Origin of the sequence: Mycoplasmopsis felis ATCC 23391 (assembly GCF_000701865.1) — a bacterium.
GTDB lineage: Bacteria > Bacillota_I > Bacilli_A > Mycoplasmatales > Metamycoplasmataceae > Mycoplasmopsis > Mycoplasmopsis felis.
Genome location: NZ_JNKA01000006.1, coordinates 22,708 through 41,021 on the forward strand (window position 1 = coordinate 22,708; position 18,314 = coordinate 41,021).

Sequence of the window (18,314 nt, forward strand, 5' to 3'; positions counted from 1 at the left end):
ATCGGGAAATTTTAATAAGATATTTTTTTCATTTCTTTTTTGGTTTTTAATAAATCTATTAAAGTAAAATAAAACTGAATTCCGAATAATGTGAAAGAAATAGTTTGTCAAATTAAAGCACCAATTAATGCTCCTTGAACACCTAAATGAGCTAAGTTTAAAATTCAATATAAAATTCAAAACAAATTATTTACTTCATATAAAACATACATTCAAATTGAAATACCTTTTCATATTTTTTTTCTTAGTGAATATATTAATTGAGGTAAAAAAGCTAATGTTGTAAATGATGGGAATATTAGTGACATTGTAGTTTGAACATCGGATTGTCATCTGTATGATATTGTAAATTTTAAGACAAAGAAAATTATTCCAATAAAATACACAAAAAGAATTCCTATCAATCCAGCTAGTTTCTGATTTTTATTAAATTCCCTTTTGTAGTGATATAAAAAATATAAAGTAATGGAATTAATTGTTAAACACACTGAGTTGGCAACAAAAGTGCTTAATAAATAATCTGAACCTAAAGAAGATCATATAACTCACAATAAAATACCTAAATGAAAAATTCAAAATGAAATGAAATTTATTTTTCCTGTTATCTTACTTTTTAAAAGTGATATTAGTTGTGGTATACCTAAAGAAGCTACCAAACATGCTACTATTCAACTTACTATAACAATAAAGTGTTCCATAATGGAAATTATACCAAAAATTAAATAAAATAATCATTATTAAAAAGCTAGATTAACTAGTTTTTTAATAATGATTTTAATTCTGTTATATCTTGATTCCCTGAAATAGCTTGATATGTATCTTTAGTTTTGTCAAAACCAAAATAATGATTTAAAACTTTGTAAGCAAATTCTTTTGCTACATTAGCTGATTTTGCTGTAATTAATTTATTTGATAATTCAACAGAGTTAGATGTATAATTTTCTCCTATTCTATATTGAGAACTTCATACACTTGGATAACTTGTAAATTTTTCATCATTTATTACATTAAATTCTCTTAAAGTATTTGGAGCATCACAAATTGCTAAAATATCTTTATTTAAGCTGAAAAATTTACTAATTAAATCTTTTGAAATTTGATTATTTCTTAATGTATTTGCTGCTTTACCACCAGGAATAAACATTAAATCATATTCATTTATATCAATATTATTTTCAATTGTATTAATTAGTGAATACCCAAATTGTCCTTGAATTTGTTTTAAATTAGGATGATAAAAAGTAATTTTATTAAAACAATTAGATTTTTTTCATATAGATAATGGGGTGACTAATTCAATATCATTATAATTATCTTCAAGTACAACTAATAAATTCATTATTTTCTTCTCCTTATTAAACCTTTATAAACTAAATAAATAATTAATACTGTTGGTAATAAAACAACAAGAATAAAGATAACTATATATATCTTTAATCACATTCTATTTTCGTTTTTCTTTAATAATTGAACAGTTTCGATAAATTTAATAGTGTTCTCGTTTTCGCCTAAATGATGGTATAAATCTTGTAATCTTTTTTTATCAAACAACACAAAAGCAATAACTGATGCAAATGAAACTAATAAAACAACAGAATTAATAATTACAAAATTCTTTGTGTTCCCAAATGCTTCATCTAATTTCTGTATAAAATCAATAGAAAGATAAAAGACTGTTGGATTTTGTTCACCTTCTTTAACTGGTAATTTGCCTAATTCAATACTTTTTATTTGTCAATAAAGTAGTGAAATAATTAATATGAATAATAATAAATAAGTAGAAAATATTGCAAACAATCATTTAAGCCTAACTATTTTTAAATTTAAATTTTTATAAGTATCCATAAAGATTGAGTTTGCAATATTTTTTTGACTTGGATCTTTTAAATATCTTTTTTCAGATTTTTTTCAACCTGAAATTATTATTGCATATTTAATTGACAATCCTATCGATATTAAAAACGGAATACCTAATAGAATATAAATAAAAATTCCGTTATTAACATTAATTCTTGTATTAAATCAATAGTTCAAAAAAACACAAAGCAAGGTAGTTAATAATATAATAGTTCAAAATCATGCATTGACTCTATTTATAATTTTCTCTTTTTTGATGATTTTTAGAAAGTCATCATTTATTTTTACTTCAACTTGAATATCCTGTTTTTGTTCATTTGTTTGAATATTATTTGGTTTGTTTGTTTTACTTCAAAACATATAACTACCTCTTAATTATCGTTAAACTGATAAATTTTTATTTGACCAGTTAAAACATTAATTAATTTTTCTACAGATAAAACTTCTTCTAAACCTTGTGTTTGTTCTTTGATTGTTTCATATATTGTTTTTAATAAATCTTTATTTGAGTCTTCTTTTAGTTCTTTAAAAATATTTTGAGCTAATTCAAGTTGTGGTTTAGTGTCATCATTAACTACATATTCTTTAAATAATCTATGAATGTTTTCTGAAATATAGTTATTCACATATTCTTTTTTTGCTTCTGGTGTTCTTTGAGCATCGTATTCTAATAATTTTTCACTTCTGATTTTGGTTAAAATTTTATCTTTTAATGATTCATTTATTTCTTGTTTAATAGAATCTAACATACCATTTTTATTAATTAAATTAAGTATAGTTGGTCTAATTCTTGAATCATTGATTAGAATACCAAAATTCTTTAAATCATTAAGTACTTGTTGTCTGTCTTCTGGTGTTCTTTGTGAGGTAGGTTTTTTAAAGTATTCAGTTATTTCTCCTATTCTTTGAACTGATTCGATTCCATTTATGGAAATTGTAACCAATCCTGTTAAAGATGAACCTTTTTTTGATGTCATTAATTCAACTGATCAATTTGTCCCTTTTTGTAAATATGAATCTTTTTGACCTTTAATAGATAAAACATTAGCAAATAAAAATGTGCCAGGTATGCTTAAAACTGTATTTGTTAAACCGAATATAGTTCCTTTGAATATTTTAAATCTACGTGATATTTTTTGACTTTTAAGTTTTCTTTTTTTTCTTCTAACTAAATGAATAATTCCTATAAATATAAAAAATATAAATTTTCAAAACCAATATGTAAGTAATGCAAATAAAGTAATTACCAGTGGAATTAAATCTTTATATTCTCTATAAATATCTTTTTTCTCTAATTCAGCAACCAAATAATCATATGCAAAGTAACAAATAAAAATTGTAAAACCTAAAGCAGCTATTTTAAAGGGAATATATTTGAATCCCATAAAATAACCAACCATAAATGAAATTATTAATAGTAAAAAAATTACTATAGGTAATCATATTTCTGGACTAGAACCACCTAAATAATTTAAAAGAGTTTTTATTTTTTCTAAGAAGTTAGATTGACTTGATTCATTGGTTTCTGAAAAAACTCTTAATATATCTGTTGTCATTTGACTCCTTTATAAATAAATTGCATTTTTGCGTTTTTTTCATGGGTTTTTTTTATGTAATCTGTCTATGAATAACATACCATTTAAGTGATCTAACTCATGTTGGAAGACTATTGCCAAATAGTCTGAAACTTCATATCTCATCATTTTTTTATTGAAATAACTATATGCATCAACTATTATTCTTTGACTTCTATGAACATAACCTTCTTGATTTGGTATGTCTTCTGGTACACTTAAACAACCTTCGCCTTCACTTAATGCAACTAATTTATCACTCTTAATAACTACATTTGGGTTAAATAAAACATCTTTGAATATAACATTATTTTTATCATCTTGCAAAAATACATAAAAAACTTTTTTTAAAATCCCGTATTGAACAGCAGCTACACCTACTCCTGCCCTAAATTTTGAATTTTCTTTTTGTGAGTCATCTATGTGATAAATCATTTTCTCTGCTAATTCTATATCTTCTTGTGATAGTGGTAAATCAATATCACTTGACATTTTTCTTAAAACTTTTTCTGGTAACTCTACTATTTTAATATCAAATTCTTTATTAATTTTCATTTTTTAATTATATAATAATAATAATAATAAAATATAAATAATAACATAATAATAGGAGATAAAATGGTTGTTTTTTTAAGTATTTTAACAAATTTTGTTTTCTTTTGTTTTGGATATTTAATTGGTTCATTAAATACATCAATAATAATTGGTAAATTGTTTTATAAGGTAGATATTAGAACATTTCATTCAGGTAATGCTGGTTCTACTAATGCTCAAAGAGTTTTTGGTTCAAAAATATCATCTATAATTTTAACAATAGATATATTCAAAAGTATATTAAGTGTTGTTATAGCATTTTTTATTCAAAAATCTATTAATGATTTTTTGGTAAATCCTAATACTGACCCAAATGTTGATTTTGAAGCAGTTAGTTTGGTTAATTCTCAATTATATTTATACCCAACTATTGGTGGTTTAGGTAATGTTGTTGGTCACATATTCCCTTTATTTTATAATTTTAAAGGTGGAAAGGGTGTTGCATCAACTATAGGAGTTTTAGCTACAATTAATATAATTTTAGTTCCTATATTTTTATTTATATACTACTTTGTTTTATGACTAAAAAAATATGTATCTCTAGCAAGTTGTAGTAGTGTAATCATAACTGGACTTTTTATTTTGATACCTTGAATACCATCTGGTATATTAGGTTATTTTAACAATGTAAGTATGCAAGGATTTTGAATTATTTTTATAGTTTATTTACCTATTCTATTTTTAGTATGTTTTGCTCATAGAGAAAATTTTGTTAGAATAATAAATAAAACTGAACGCAAAAAAGAAATTAAGTTTTGAAAATAAACTAAATGAATGCATTCATTTAGTTTATTTTTTTGTTAAATTGTTAATCATCATTTTCTACTTTAAATTTAAATTGTTTATTCTCTTTAATAAGTCTTGTTTGTTTTAGTGGTTCTGATGAAGTAAATGATAAATTAACTTGAACATTATCTGGAATATTATTTACAGAATTTAAAAGTATTTCATTATTATTTGGATCTTCAGTTGTTATAAATATTTCAATATTTATGTTATTTTTCATAGATTCTAAATTAATTGTATTCTTAGGAGGAATTTGAATGATTCCGTCCCCTTTTATTTCTTTAAAAAATAATTGATATCCTTGAGTATTATCAGAATCATCATCAAAATTATTTATAAAATTGTTTACTACTAATCTAGAATTAATTCCTAAATCTAAAACTCCTTCATTTCCTAATCCAGTAAAAATATTTTGAGAAGATAATCTTAAAACAACATTTTTTAATGTTAGAAGTTTTGTCCCCTGTGGAACTTTGAAATTGTCAATATGATATGAAGAATTACCATCTGAATACAATTTTATCTGAATATCTTTGTTTTGGTTACCAATTAAGTTTCCGAGTTTTTTTTGCTTGAGTTTCTAATTTTATAGGAACATCGCTTTGTCCTAAATTAAAATCATTCAAAATTTCTAAGGATGGATTCTCAAAAATAAATTTGACTTCTTTTATTGCTGGGTTTGTTAGTGTATAAATTGATTTAAATTTTGTTTCATTATTCACAGATTTAACTATTAATTCTGATTTATTTCCTGTAATACTATTATTAAAATTATTTGTATGTATATTTGGTCTTTCGTTACGTTGTTGAAAATTTAAAGCTGTATCTACATTATCTAAAACTAATTTATACCCAGATAGATAAATATTAGAATTTGCATTTTCTGCAGTAAAATTTAGTTTTATGTTCTTAAATGTTATATCTGCACCTAAAACTAAATTATTTCCCCTTATATTAATTTCTTTTAAATCAGTGTTATCTTCTCCTTCAAATGTTAAAGATTTATTAATTGTAAACGAATTATAAATTCCTTCTGTTTGAATCACTGAAGAAGATAAAACTTTAATTATATCTCCTGATTTAGCAAAATTTATTGCTTGCTTGATATCTTCGAATACTTCTTCACTATTTTGATTTATGGATGATAAATCTTGACTTTTACCTACATAAATTATTCTTTGATTATTCATTAGAGCATTTTGATTAGAATTTGTGTCTTTTTTTAAATCATCTGTATTTAAGGAATTATCTGGTTCTTCATCTGTTGGTTCAGATGTATTTTCTTTTAAGGATTGTCTATTTCCATTATCATTTATATTGTTAGATAAATCATTTTCATCTGTTTGTATTTTATCTTCCGTTGTTTCTTTGTTTATATTTTCATTTGTTTTATTTAAGAGAGATTCGGTTTTTTGATTGTTATTATGTTTTTCTGAATCTTTTTTATTATCTTTTTCTTGTTCTTCTGTTAATTTTTTTGTATCTCTTTGATTTAAATCTTCTATTTCTTTAGTCGGTTCTTTTGGTTTATTAGTTTCTGTATTTACATTTGATTCTTTATTTTCAGATTTTTTTATCATTTCTTGTTTTGTACATGACAAAGAGGTTATCAAAGACGTTGATAAAATTGTTAACGATATAATTTTTTGAATTTCATTGTTAATTGATTTCCTTTATTAAATTAATTATAAACAACTTATTTTAAATATAAAGATATTAAGATATATATGCATAAAAAAAACAACAATAAATATATATTTTACATATTGACTGTTGTGAATTATAAATTATTTCATTATTTAAGTAGTTCTTTTGGACTTATTGAACCATAAATTATATATTTATATCAAAGTCCATATTTTCTATTCATATGATTATTTATAGCATAATCATATATTAAATTTTTAAAAACTTTTATGTTAACTCAAAATATAATAAAACTTGGTAGTGAAATAAGCATTTCAATGAAAAATATATGAAAAAGAGTTCTATTTGAAGATGTTGTTAGGAAATGAATTATTATAGGACTTAATAAATACATAAATAAGTAAAATCAAAAATGTATTAAAAGAACCTTGGAACCTCTATACAAGAAATCAAATAATGAATTCTTGTCATCAGTTTTTATATTAATAAATTTAAGCAAAGGATGTTCTGAAAAAACCTCTAAGTGTGTTTCTAAATTAATATACTCTTCTTTTAATTTATGTGTATTATTCTTAAAATTCTTTCTGAATAGAATAATAATAATAATTGATGAAACAGACCAAACTATTGGTAAAAAGTTAAATGCTAGCTGAAATAATATATGATGTTTTAATTCTGTATAAATAATAAGTGAAGTATCAGATGTAGGAATATTAAAAAATAAAAATAAAGAACCTAATAATAAAAAACCTGCAAAAAACTCAATAGAAAAATTGTATATAGATTTAATTTTCTTGAAACAATATTGAGATTCTAATAAAAATTTAAGTCTAGTATCCATTTGAAATTATATAATGAAATGCTTTCTCTGTTTTTGATTCAAAATTTAACTCATCCATATTTAATTTTATTCCTTCGATAGAATTTATTTCGAAAATAATTTCTTTTATTTTTTCTTTAAATTCTTGTTCTAGAGTTTTATTATCTGTATATTTAGAGCGTCTTAATATCTGTTCTAATTCATCATAAAGTTTATAAAGTTTATTCTTTTTTTCTTCTAATTGTTTATTTTCTATATCATAAGTAATTCCATAAAGTAAAACACCTAAAGATACAAATGCACCAGAACTTAATATTAGCGAAATTCCACCTGTAAATGGGGCAGCAGCTAAAGCACCAAATAATGAAATAGTACCTCCTAAACTGACCCCTTTAAATGTATTCGAAGAACTTTTATTGTGTGAAATAGTTTTATCTATATCTTCTGTAAATTTTTTAATTTTATCTAACCATGATTTTATGGTACCTTGTTGGTATTCTGATAAAATAGCTCTTCTTTTTCTTTTCGGAATCATAGACTTATATTCATTGAGAACTTTGCTTTTTGTTTCATATATATAAGAGAAATTATTCTTTTCATGTTCATTATTAAATAATTTCAATTTTAGTAAATAATTAATTTGCTTGAACGTAAATCTATTAAATGACTTCATAATATTTATATAATTAATTAATACTGTTTTTCTTTTACTTAAACTTATTTTTTTTAAAGAATCTAATAATATATCTTCTTTAATTAAAATATTATTAATAATTTGTTCTTTAATTTCAGAATCAAACAATTTTATTTTAGTTTCATTTTGATTATAATTTGGTGTTAATATAACATTACCAAGTGATAATAGATTAATTAATTCAATATTTTTCATAATTACTCCAACTTTTATTTTTATCTATATTAAAATTATACTCTTTTAAAAATTATAGAGGGAAAGTTTTTCGGACATTTTAAATAAAGGAGTTTTTTTATTTTTTGTTGGTTGTTAATTTAGAATATAATAAATATTAAATTTATATAAAAATCTTCTTTAAATAAATTACTTTAAAAATATAAAACTATATAAAAACTAAAAAAACTAACAACTTATATAAAGTATTTAAAAGATATTGACTTTGCTTATTTTTGTATACAACTATTTCATTATCTTTTAAATTATTATTAAATTTGTATTTTAATCCAATTTCATTTAGATATTTTTTGTTTGAAAAGGCAGGGCTTATTTCAATGTACTCTCTATTTCAAAAAAAATTGTATTTTGATTTAAATTCTATTTTTTTAATATTAAGTTTCTTAAAATGGTCAAAGAAATTTTTTATGTTTTTTAATCAAACTGCGTTATTTTTTAATACTTGGTTAGTATCGTTTAGTTTATTTATTTGTTCAAATATTACTAATTTATTTCTTAATATATAATCATTTAAAATTATTAGATTCTGTAACTTTTCTTTTTTTATACGAGATAAATTGAATAAGTGAATTATTTCATAAGATAAATTTTTACTTTTTGAAAGTATATTTAATATTTTTAATTTGTGTATATTTTGACTATAAAGAAGGAAATCAACTTTATTTTTATAAAAAAAATCAAAAATAAAATTATTTATAAGTATTTTGGTAAGATATTTAAATATAAATTTCTTCGTTTTGTTAACCAACAATTTATTTTTTAATAAAACCTGTAGATCAGTAATTGAATTATTTAATTTATTAAGATTAAATTTATCGTTTGTTAAATAATCATCAGATAGTAATGATGATATCTGAAAAATCTTAGCTAAAAGAGTATATTCTGGTCGTACCATATTTATCTTATTGTTTATTTTTTTATAGGTATTTTTAGGTAAAAATTTAGCTAAAATGATTTCTATTTTCTTATCTAAAGAAATATCTGTAAATTTTATAAACAAATTACTATCAAAATCATATTTAATACTTTTTATCAAATTAATTTCTTTAATTATTTCAGTGTGAATAAAATCTAAATCATAATTATTTGTTGGTATTATTAAAATGTCTATATCATTAGTTTCTCTCGATATTAATTTATTATACTTTATAACATAGCTACCTTGGATAATCTTTTTATATAATGAATTTGTATTTATTAAAAAAGGATGATGAGTGTTTTTCATAAATAAATTATAAATTTTATACAAGAAAAATAAATAAAATTATGTTTGTATTTAAATTATTGTGCTATAATATTAAAGCAAAAAAGAAATGCCCAGGTGGCGGAATGGTAGACGCAAGGGACTTAAAATCCCTCGGTCGCAAGACCGTGCTGGTTCAAGTCCAGTCTTGGGCACCATAATTGTGCGTCCTTAGCTCAGCAGGTAGAGCAAATGGCTTTTAACCATTGGGTCAGAGGTTCGAATCCTCTAGGACGTACCATTTCAGAAATGACCAATCACACTAGTTAAACTAGTGTGATTTTTTATTAATATATAACAATAAAATGTAAAAAAAATATAACAAATAATTTTGTTATATTTGGACAATTTTAATTGAAATGGTGCGAACGAATGGACTTGAACCATCGACCTCACGATTATCAGTCGTGTGCTCTAACCAACTGAGCTACGCTCGCATAAAAGCATGAGTATTATACCATATAAAATATAAACCATGCTTATTATTTTTAAATAAATTAACGTTTTGAGAATTGTCTTGCACGACGAGCTGCACGTAATCCTGGTTTTTTACGTTCTTTAGCACGAGCATCTCTTGTAAGCATACCTGCTTCTTTTAAAGCAGAACGGTAATCTGCACTAGCTTCTAATAAAGCTCTTGCAATACCAAGTCTAATAGCTCCTGCTTGACCACTTAAACCACCACCTGATACAACAACTGAAACATCAAATGTTCCTTCTGTAGAAGTTAATACAAATGGTTGGTTAGCATCTTTTAAATATATATCTGAAGTTAAATATTCACGTGCTTGACGTTTATTAATAACAAAATTACCATTTCCTGGTGTTAACTTAACACGAGCAACTGATGATTTTCTTCTTCCTAAACCACGGTATTCAATTTTTTTAGACATTATTTAACCTCTAATCTTTCTGGATTTTGTGCTGCTTGTTTGTGTTCTGGTCCTGCATAAACATATAAATTACGACGTTGTTTGTTTCCTAGTTTTGTATGAGGAATCATTCCGCTTACTGCTTTTTCTATTAATGCTGTTGGTCTTTTAACTCTTAACTTAGCAGCAGAAATACTTTTTAATCCACCAGGATATCCTGAGTGTGAGTAATAAATTTTTTGCTCTTCTTTTTTAGCTGTTAAAACCACTTTTTCAGCATTAATAATAACTACATTATCACCCATATCAGCATTTGGTGTAAATGTTGGTTTATTTTTTCCTCTTAAAACTGAAGCAACAAATGCTGCTAGACGACCTAGCACTTGTCCTTGAGCATCTATAACATATCATTTTTTGCTTGCTTGTTGTGTATTTACAATTGTTGTTTGTCTCATACATCCTCCTATACGTTAATTTGAAATTTTAGTAAATTTTAAAATTGCTTTCATATTATACCATAAGATAATATAATAAATAAATCTAATTTTTTAAATATAAACTTAATCTATTTTAAGATTACTAAGTAGAAAAATTCCTGCTGTTTCACTTCTTAATATTCGCCTACCTAAACTTATAATTTGACAATTATTTTCGATTGCTTTTTGAATTTCTTTTTCTGAAAAACCACCTTCAGGCCCTATGAAAAACATTATATCTTTTTGATTGAAATTAAAAGCATTATTATCAGAAATTTTTTCATGTGCTATGTATTTTTGGGAGATATTTGCTTTAACTAAATCTTCGTATTTTGATATTGCTTCAAGTTCAGGTATTTTATTTCTAAAAGATTGTTCAGCAGCATTTTGTAAAATGGTTTTTAATCGTTCTATTTTTTTTTCAAATTTTTGGTGCTTATAAAACTCTCCGTTGGTATATTCAGTAATCATAGGAATAATTTTAGTAACTCCTAGTTCCGTTGCTTTTTGAATTAGTCATTCAAATCTTTCAAACTTGATTAGAGCAGCACATAAAATAACTTCATAATTTCTTTCATTATTTATATGTATTTCTTTAATTATTTTTGCTTTATTGTCTTCTAAAATACATTCATAAAATTTTTGATTATAAACACAAATAAAAGTTTGATTAGTTGCTCTGATTACTTTTAAATGTTTTAAAGTGTTATTATTTAAAATAAAATAATTATCCTGTTTTTGAAATACAAAAAATCTATTCATATTTATATTTTATTAATCCTTTTGAGATGTTTATCAATATTTCTTCTAAAATTGTTATTAACTAAAATCGGAAAGTCCTTTTTATTAAACTTATTAATAAGATTATTTTCTAATTTCATCCATTGTTTATGAGTAAAAGAATTTTGATAATTTTTATTTACTTTAAACTTAAATTCATTTAAATCAAAATATATGTAACCTTTCTCGAATTCTTTATCGTGGTTTGGACAAAGTAAAAATCCGTTATCTCCGCTTGTTGTGTTTCTTATTCCATCGTTATAGGTTATTTCGTTATTTAGTAATTCTTTTTTTATATCTGAATGCCTATGAATATGTGAAGTTATTAAATTATTTGAAATATTATAATTACAAGCAAAGCATTCTAAAATATCAATAAAATCAAAATACTTATTTCATATATTCAGTTTTAATAAATTTTGTTTTCTTATTAAATCTTTATCGAAAACTTCTATATTCTGGTTTAAAAGGTTTTTTAAATATTCTTCCTTTTCATAAAATCCATAATACTTAAGGCCTAATGATTTTATTCAAGAAACTACTTTTGTGCTTGCTTTTGAATTTATTAATCAAAAAGATAAATTATAAGAATTATTTAATCGAGATATTAACATACAAGTTAATACTGTATCAGATATATTTGCACCATCTAGTTTCCCAATAACTTTTATTTCTTTATCTTCTTTATTTAATTCAATAAAAATAGGATTATTATGCTTGTTTTGTAATTTCAATGATTGTTTTTGATATACAAAATCATCTACTGTTATTTTAGGGTTAAAATTATTTATTTCTTTAATTGAATCGTCTTTTAAAATTTCCAAAAAAGTTTTAGAAAGTTCAAAACTAAGTAATTTTAGAAGTTGTAAATCATTAATTATTGATTTAGGTAAATTAATTCTTTTTATTTTATTATCTTGTTTAAATCTATAATAATCAACTGGATTTAAACACAAAAATACACTGCTTAATTTATTTTCTTTAAGTTTTTTCAATACTGGTAATGCATTTTGTTTTACAAAAGTATTTCTTGACTTTGTTTTAAAATCACTAGTTAGCAGTTGTGTAAAATAAACAAACACTGAATGTTTAGGTATTGAAATACCTATATAACTTCTATTATTTAATTCTTTAATTAGTTTAATATTATCAAAATTTTTTAAGGATAAAATCTTATCTTCTAATAATATATCAACCAAAATTTCTTCAATTGATTTCTTGATATTAAATTCTTTAAATTGTTCTTTTAAATAATCATAGTATCTTTGATGAATGTGAATTTCAGTATTAAGTGTATTCTTTTCCATCTTTTTTATAATCTACACCTTTTCATACTTGAATATCTTTATCAAACATATCATTTGCAATTCACATACTTGCAAATGATGGTCTTTGAAGATTTAAGACATCATAATTTAGGTGATCTTTAGTAAAACACATTCTACGTTTTAAATGAATATATTGTACCCTCTTAAATTTTTGTAAAAAATCACAGAACTTCTCACTATTTAAAGCTTGTATGCCAAATATTAATGCTCATGGTTTATCAAATTCTAATAATCTTTTTAACAAATTATGTTTATTCCTAAAAGGGGGATTGCTAATTATAATATCTCATTTTTTAGGTTGATAATGATAAAAATCTTTACCTTGAAAAATATGTGATGAAATTACTTTATAACCATTATTTTTAAAAACAGTAACAAAATTAGAAGTTGGTAAATCGAATGGACATCAAATAATTTTATCCATTGGAATATTTGCATTATCTATAAAAAATTGAATATCTTCTTTTGTAGTATATCATTCATCGTCATTTGCATATCTAAAAGCCTTTGTTATGTCATTTTTACTACGATCCTTAGAACTTTTTATAAATTCATTTAAATATTCAACAGAATTATTCACGTCTGTATTATTTGAAATATTTTCAATTGCTTTTTTAAGTAAATCCATATTAATTTTCTTGTATTAATTCTTCATATTCTTCTAAAGTTCCTCTAAATAAGAAACTTCTTTGTGGACTTTGTAATTCTAAAATAACATCAGCACATTGATTAACAAATGCCCTATTATAAGTAGTAAAAATTGCACCACCTTTGTATTGTTTTACACCTTCTATAACAGAATCTATACTTTCTGTATCTAAGTGATCTAATGGTTGGTCTAATATAATAAAATTAGATTCTAAAAGCATCATACGAGAAAACATTAATCTTGCTTTTTCTCCACCACTTGTTACATTAACTTTTTTAAAGACAGAATCATTGCTGAATAACATTCTTCCAAGAAAACCCCTCATCCTTGCATCATCATTTTCTTGATTTTCTTTTTCTTTATTTTCTAGTGGTCATTTAGAAATTCATTCTAAAATATTTTCACTTGTTTGAAAATATTTTGTATTGTCATTTGGAAAATAACTCGGAGTAATAGTTTGACCTCATTCTATGGTTCCTGATGCTGGTTTTTTAATACCCATAATACATTCTAATAATCTTGTTTTTGCTATATCATCTTCTCCGACAATTACCATTTTTTCACCAGGTCTCAATGTAAAAGAAACATTTTCAAATAAAATCTCATTATTTTCATTAATATAAGTTAAATTCTCAACGGATAATATTTGCTTACCGTGGTCTCTGTTCATTTCTCAACGAACAAATGGATATTTCCTGTTTGATGGTTTTATTTCATCTAATGTTATCTTCTCTAAAGCTTTTTTTCTACTTGTTGCTTGCTTTGATTTAGAAGCATTAGCACTAAAACGAGCAATAAATTCTTTTAATTTCTCGATTTGTGCTTCTTTTTTGACATTACTTTGTTTCATCATTTCTCTTGCTAGCTCTGAAGACTGTTTTCAAAATGAATAATTACCAGTATATATTTTTGCTTCATTATAATCTATGTCTACTATGTGAGTGCATATTGCATCCAAGAAATCACTATCATGACTTACTACTATAACTACATTTTCATAATCAATAAGAAAATTTTCTAATCATCTTATAGATCTTAAATCTAAGTGGTTAGTTGGTTCGTCCATAATTAAAATATCTGGATTTCCAAATAGTGCTTTGGCTAATAAAACTTTAATTTTTTGATTCGCAGTTAACTCAGACATTAATACATTTCATTTATCTTTTGGTATTGATAAATTACTTAATAATTCTTGAGCATCATTTTCTGCGGTTCAACCACCTAGTTCTCCAAATTTATCTTCCAATTCTCCTGCTCTAGTATAATCTTCCATGGTAGCGCCTGGGTTTGCATAAATTGCATCTTTTTCTGTTTTTACTGAGTATAAGTCAGTATTTCCCATAATCACTACGTCTGTGACTATCATATCATTATAAGTATTATGATCTTGACTCAAAACAGAAATACGCTTATTTTTTTCTTTTATAACTTGACCTGAAGAACTTTCTATTTCCCCTGCTATAATTTTTAAAAAGGTGGATTTTCCTGCACCATTTGCACCTATTACTCCATATGTATTACCTTCTGTGAATTTTAAATTCACATTTTCAAATAACTTTTTGTCACTAAAAATTTTGCTTAAATTTTGAACTTCTAACACATTTACCTCTCTTTTAATTTATTTATTTTATAACAAAATAAATAAAAAACCTTCATAAATGAAGGTAGTTTGACAACAAGTTTTACTCGATGTCGGCTCATTAATTATATTTTACCATTAAATTATACTTTAATAAATTTTATATTAGAAATGTCATTAATTGATTTATTAAGTAGAATATAGAATTTTTTTGATTGTGTTCAAATTTCTTGAGTTTGTGTTTTTGCATATGAAAATTTTTCTATAGGTTTAAAACTTAGTTTTACTATCAAAGAATCATTATCAAAGGAAATCGAACTTACATTTCAACCCGTTTCACTATAAATGTAATTATGATCAGAATAATCATATATTAACCCGTCTATAATTAAAACATTATATTTATTGAAATCTATTAATTTTAACTCTTCAAATTCATTATCTTTATGTTTATCTTTCATTCTTAATTCATCTATATTTGAAACTAAAAAGTAATTCATATTAATAAATAAATTCTGCTCTTTATTATACTTTCCGCCTTTAGAAATGTTTCCTTGTGAAATTGTAAAAACTGTTTTTTCTTTATTCCAGTAAGTACCATATTTAGGAGCTTCAGGTATACTACAAGATATTGATGTAATTAATAGAGATGAAGATATTAAAAATAAATAAAATGTAAAAATTTTTTTAATTTTCTTCATTTGAATTCTCCTCTATTAAATAACTAAATGCAACTTGTACTTCTTTATTATTTTTTCTTTTTAAAGGTATTATTTTAAAATAATATTCTCCATCTTCATGAATATCAGATTCTATTAACTCTATATTAAAATTAGTATAATTAGATTCGTTTTCTAACATATCTTCATTCTCTCTTAAATTCTCGTTGTAGTATCAAAATTCTAAATCAATGTTTGTATCAACATTTTCTAAAGAATCAAGTAAATAAGAAATCCCTGCTCTTATTTTTGTCCTTTTTTAAGTTTTATTGTAAAATAACTTTCTTTATTACTGTTTATTTTATAAATAACTGTATTCTCAATTGCCCTGGAAACTTTATTATAGTTTGGAATACCTGCTCCTACTTCATTAGAAATTAATTCTGTTTGATTCTTTATAGGTTCTGAACCAACTAAAAGCGCTGTTTTAAAAATTATTGAATCTGGACCTTCTGCAAATTTCTCTTTATGTGACTGTTTTAACATACTGGCCATTCCTGTTATTACAGGAGCTGAGTAACTAGTTCCAGTTTTATTTTTTTCTTTTCACTCTTTGTTTTTGGTTTTTTCAAACACAAATTTTCCGGGTGCAACTGTTGTAATATAGTTTTTATTATTTCCTATTTGACTATAATCATATTTCTGTTTTGTTATAGAGTTAAATGAACCTATAACAATACTATTTTTTGATAATGCATTACTGTCTATTTCTTTAATTGGATTTTCTAAATCATCATAATAATTTCCTGATGCAACTATATTTATTAATTCGGATTATTTTTAATAAAAAAATCAAAATATTCTGAAATTCAGTTGTAATTTTTATAAATATGTTCTTTTTTTAAACCTAAACTATGATTTATTATTGATGTTTTATTTAACAAATATTCCTTCTCCCCACTCAAACCATTTCATAATAATAATTGAACAGAAATTAAATTTGCTGTTTTATTTATTCCAAATTTATCTCCTATAATTATTTCTGCTACTTTATCGGCATGGTCGGAAAACTTTCTTGAAACAATCAATGATTTCTATAATATATTTCTTTTTTATTATTTATTCCCCACTTAAATGCTTCATAAGACGTATTTATTACTCCACCTGATTCTAAAATCCCAACAAATACCTCTTCATTATTGTATTTTCTTCAATGATTCAATAGAATATCTTTAGATAATCCTATTGATTCGAATTGAAAATTGTTATTTATAAATGAAAAATTTTGATCAAAATAGTTTGTTCAGTTTGATGTATTTTAATGGATTTGATTTTTAAATATTTCTTTATTTATATCTAAAACTAGATTATCGTAAGTTTTTTTTGATTTAAAATCATATATTTGATTTATTGCTATTTTCTCTTTTTTTAAAAAAGCAATAATTTTGTTTAATAAGTCATCATTATTAATTTTTTCTAATTTAGCAATTGATAGAATTTTTGTTTTTTCTCCATAAAATATTGGTATTTGTTCCTTATATAAATTAAATAAATAATTTTTAATTTTTCTATTTTATTTTCAAAATTTGAAGAAATCATAATTTCTATTCTTGAAACCCCCATATTAAAATAACTGTTAGTTTCTTCGGAATTTTCATTTGAATATAAATTTAAATTAATTTCATTTATTTTGTATTCATTTATTTCTTTAGTTTTAATTTTGTTATCAAAAAATAACGGATAAATAGAACCAGAAATCGTGGTCATAAATATTAATTAATATAATATACTTTTTCTCATAATTCTCCTATTTTATATATAAATTATTATATTATTTTATTTAATATGTTTTTCAATTTAGGTATTAATATCAATAAATTTAAGTTTAAATTATGGAAAATTGTGAATTTAATGTCTGTATATAAAAAAATAACCGGTAATCTAAATATGGACAAAAAAATTAAAATTTTTGTAAATTCTAGCATCATAGATGTTTGCTGTGGTGTTTTTCATTCTAAATTTGACTGAATTCTTTCTTTATTATATAAATCAACATATTCCTTTATTTTAAGATTTAATTCATCAAAAGTAATTTCTGAATAATCTAAATCATTTAATAATTCAGTTTTTATGTTCCAAATCAATATTCAATTTCACGATTATCTAATGAGTTCCCAATTCTTGAAAGTGAAACTGTGCCATTAGATTTTTTGACTTTATCAATATACACTTCATTTGTATTTTGAAAACCATGATCAGAATGTATTATAAAATTTGAATATTTCTTTTTAGTTAAATATTCTAAATTTTGAATGACTAAATCTAAGTTGTTACTTTTTGACAACTTAAAGCCGATAATTTCTTTTATTTTATGAAATAAAATAGCAGATAAATATACAAAAGATTCTAGAACATCTTTTGGTGATTTTATATATGAAACATCAGTAGCAAAAATATTTCTGTTCTCTTTATCATCGTAGTCTCTCTTAACAAGATTTTCAATTTGTGTATTTGTGTCTTTA

23 protein-coding genes, 3 tRNA genes and 1 pseudogene are annotated in these 18,314 nt (G+C 23.3%); 3 read left to right on the forward strand and 24 right to left on the reverse strand.

What is annotated here, in order from left to right:
* Nucleotides 1-11 precede the first annotated feature (11 nt).
* The 5 genes from T405_RS01070 to def are packed head-to-tail and all read right to left on the reverse strand — an operon-like array spanning nt 12 to nt 3,986.
* Nucleotides 12-698 (reverse strand): PQ-loop domain-containing transporter, encoded by a 687-nt coding sequence (locus T405_RS01070; RefSeq protein ID WP_036430229.1) that lies wholly within the window; start codon nt 696-698, stop codon nt 12-14.
* 56 nt (nt 699-754) lie between these two features.
* Entirely contained in the window at nt 755-1,339 is a 585-nt protein-coding gene (locus T405_RS01075; RefSeq protein WP_036430231.1) for a DJ-1/PfpI family protein, read from the reverse strand.
* The gene (locus T405_RS01080; RefSeq protein ID WP_036430233.1) at nt 1,339-2,217 is read right to left on the reverse strand and encodes an MSC_0882 family membrane protein; all 879 of its coding nucleotides are present in this window, start codon (nt 2,215-2,217) and stop codon (nt 1,339-1,341) included. Before T405_RS01080 ends, T405_RS01075 begins: the two co-directional genes overlap by 1 nt.
* 11 nt (nt 2,218-2,228) lie before the next feature.
* Nucleotides 2,229-3,413: an ARMT1-like domain-containing protein gene (locus T405_RS01085; RefSeq protein ID WP_036430235.1), complete on the reverse strand. Its 1,185-nt coding sequence runs from the start codon at nt 3,411-3,413 to the stop codon at nt 2,229-2,231.
* Between the two features lie 9 nt (nt 3,414-3,422).
* Nucleotides 3,423-3,986 carry a peptide deformylase gene (def, locus tag T405_RS01090; RefSeq protein WP_036430238.1) on the reverse strand — a complete coding sequence of 188 codons (564 nt, stop codon included), beginning with the start codon at nt 3,984-3,986 and terminating at the stop codon, nt 3,423-3,425.
* Between the two features lie 63 nt (nt 3,987-4,049).
* On the opposite strand from def, the gene plsY reads away from it, so the two are divergent.
* Entirely contained in the window at nt 4,050-4,790 is a 741-nt protein-coding gene (gene plsY, locus T405_RS01095) for a glycerol-3-phosphate 1-O-acyltransferase PlsY (RefSeq protein WP_036430240.1), read from the forward strand.
* A 43-nt stretch (nt 4,791-4,833) separates the two neighbouring features.
* Here the strand turns inward: plsY and T405_RS01100 are convergent, their stop codons facing one another.
* The 5 genes from T405_RS01100 to T405_RS03710 form a co-directional block, all read right to left on the reverse strand.
* Entirely contained in the window at nt 4,834-5,328 is a 495-nt protein-coding gene (locus T405_RS01100; protein ID WP_036430242.1) for a hypothetical protein, read from the reverse strand.
* Between the two features lie 25 nt (nt 5,329-5,353).
* Nucleotides 5,354-6,391 carry a hypothetical protein gene (locus T405_RS01105; RefSeq protein WP_036430244.1) on the reverse strand — a complete coding sequence of 346 codons (1,038 nt, stop codon included), beginning with the start codon at nt 6,389-6,391 and terminating at the stop codon, nt 5,354-5,356.
* A 215-nt stretch (nt 6,392-6,606) separates the two neighbouring features.
* Complete coding sequence (locus T405_RS01110; protein WP_036430247.1) at nt 6,607-7,299, reverse strand: hypothetical protein; 693 nt, start codon at nt 7,297-7,299, stop codon at nt 6,607-6,609.
* Nucleotides 7,289-8,167, reverse strand: coding sequence for an apolipoprotein L family protein (locus tag T405_RS01115; RefSeq protein WP_036430249.1), 879 nt, complete (start codon nt 8,165-8,167; stop codon nt 7,289-7,291). Before T405_RS01115 ends, T405_RS01110 begins: the two co-directional genes overlap by 11 nt.
* A 187-nt stretch (nt 8,168-8,354) precedes the next feature.
* Nucleotides 8,355-9,431 carry a hypothetical protein gene (locus T405_RS03710; RefSeq protein ID WP_051619523.1) on the reverse strand — a complete coding sequence of 359 codons (1,077 nt, stop codon included), beginning with the start codon at nt 9,429-9,431 and terminating at the stop codon, nt 8,355-8,357.
* Nucleotides 9,432-9,521: 90 nt separating this feature from the next.
* On the opposite strand from T405_RS03710, the gene T405_RS01125 reads away from it, so the two are divergent.
* Nucleotides 9,522-9,607: transfer RNA gene (locus T405_RS01125), tRNA-Leu, on the forward strand.
* A 7-nt stretch (nt 9,608-9,614) separates the two neighbouring features.
* Nucleotides 9,615-9,690, forward strand: a tRNA-Lys gene (locus tag T405_RS01130).
* 119 nt (nt 9,691-9,809) lie between these two features.
* Here the strand turns inward: T405_RS01130 and T405_RS01135 are convergent.
* From T405_RS01135 to T405_RS03935, 14 genes and pseudogenes are all read right to left on the reverse strand, one after another.
* Nucleotides 9,810-9,886, reverse strand: a tRNA-Ile gene (locus tag T405_RS01135).
* Between the two features lie 60 nt (nt 9,887-9,946).
* Entirely contained in the window at nt 9,947-10,342 is a 396-nt protein-coding gene (gene rpsI, locus T405_RS01140; protein ID WP_036430251.1) for a 30S ribosomal protein S9, read from the reverse strand.
* Nucleotides 10,342-10,776 (reverse strand): 50S ribosomal protein L13, encoded by a 435-nt coding sequence (gene rplM, locus T405_RS01145; RefSeq protein ID WP_036430253.1) that lies wholly within the window; start codon nt 10,774-10,776, stop codon nt 10,342-10,344. Before rplM ends, rpsI begins: the two co-directional genes overlap by 1 nt.
* Before the next feature lie 105 nt (nt 10,777-10,881).
* The gene (locus T405_RS01150) at nt 10,882-11,559 is read right to left on the reverse strand and encodes a 16S rRNA (uracil(1498)-N(3))-methyltransferase (protein ID WP_036430255.1); all 678 of its coding nucleotides are present in this window, start codon (nt 11,557-11,559) and stop codon (nt 10,882-10,884) included.
* Between the two features lie 2 nt (nt 11,560-11,561).
* Nucleotides 11,562-12,884, reverse strand: coding sequence for an HNH endonuclease signature motif containing protein (locus T405_RS01155; RefSeq protein ID WP_036430257.1), 1,323 nt, complete (start codon nt 12,882-12,884; stop codon nt 11,562-11,564).
* Nucleotides 12,865-13,533 (reverse strand): hypothetical protein, encoded by a 669-nt coding sequence (locus tag T405_RS01160; RefSeq protein ID WP_036430259.1) that lies wholly within the window; start codon nt 13,531-13,533, stop codon nt 12,865-12,867. The genes T405_RS01155 and T405_RS01160 overlap by 20 nt, the downstream gene beginning before the upstream one ends.
* 1 nt (nt 13,534) lies before the next feature.
* Nucleotides 13,535-15,154, reverse strand: coding sequence for an ABC-F family ATP-binding cassette domain-containing protein (locus T405_RS01165; RefSeq protein WP_036430261.1), 1,620 nt, complete (start codon nt 15,152-15,154; stop codon nt 13,535-13,537).
* A gap of 122 nt (nt 15,155-15,276) precedes the next feature.
* Nucleotides 15,277-15,834 (reverse strand): hypothetical protein, encoded by a 558-nt coding sequence (locus T405_RS01170; protein WP_036430263.1) that lies wholly within the window; start codon nt 15,832-15,834, stop codon nt 15,277-15,279.
* Complete coding sequence (locus tag T405_RS03825) at nt 15,821-15,994, reverse strand: RNA-binding protein (protein ID WP_156951217.1); 174 nt, start codon at nt 15,992-15,994, stop codon at nt 15,821-15,823. The genes T405_RS01170 and T405_RS03825 overlap by 14 nt, the downstream gene beginning before the upstream one ends.
* A gap of 101 nt (nt 15,995-16,095) precedes the next feature.
* The gene (locus T405_RS03990; protein WP_220094698.1) at nt 16,096-16,620 is read right to left on the reverse strand and encodes a S8 family serine peptidase; all 525 of its coding nucleotides are present in this window, start codon (nt 16,618-16,620) and stop codon (nt 16,096-16,098) included.
* Nucleotides 16,617-16,880, reverse strand: a complete 264-nt coding sequence (locus T405_RS01180) for a hypothetical protein (RefSeq protein WP_036430267.1) — start codon at nt 16,878-16,880, stop codon at nt 16,617-16,619. The genes T405_RS03990 and T405_RS01180 overlap by 4 nt, the downstream gene beginning before the upstream one ends.
* A 388-nt stretch (nt 16,881-17,268) precedes the next feature.
* Nucleotides 17,269-17,559, reverse strand: a complete 291-nt coding sequence (locus T405_RS01185) for a hypothetical protein (protein ID WP_036430269.1) — start codon at nt 17,557-17,559, stop codon at nt 17,269-17,271.
* Nucleotides 17,560-17,618: 59 nt separating this feature from the next.
* Nucleotides 17,619-17,936, reverse strand: a complete 318-nt coding sequence (locus tag T405_RS01190; RefSeq protein ID WP_036430271.1) for an IS3 family transposase — start codon at nt 17,934-17,936, stop codon at nt 17,619-17,621.
* Nucleotides 17,921-18,314, reverse strand: a pseudogene (locus tag T405_RS03935) (IS3 family transposase); the annotation flags it as partial. The gene T405_RS01190 and the pseudogene T405_RS03935, both read right to left, overlap by 16 nt.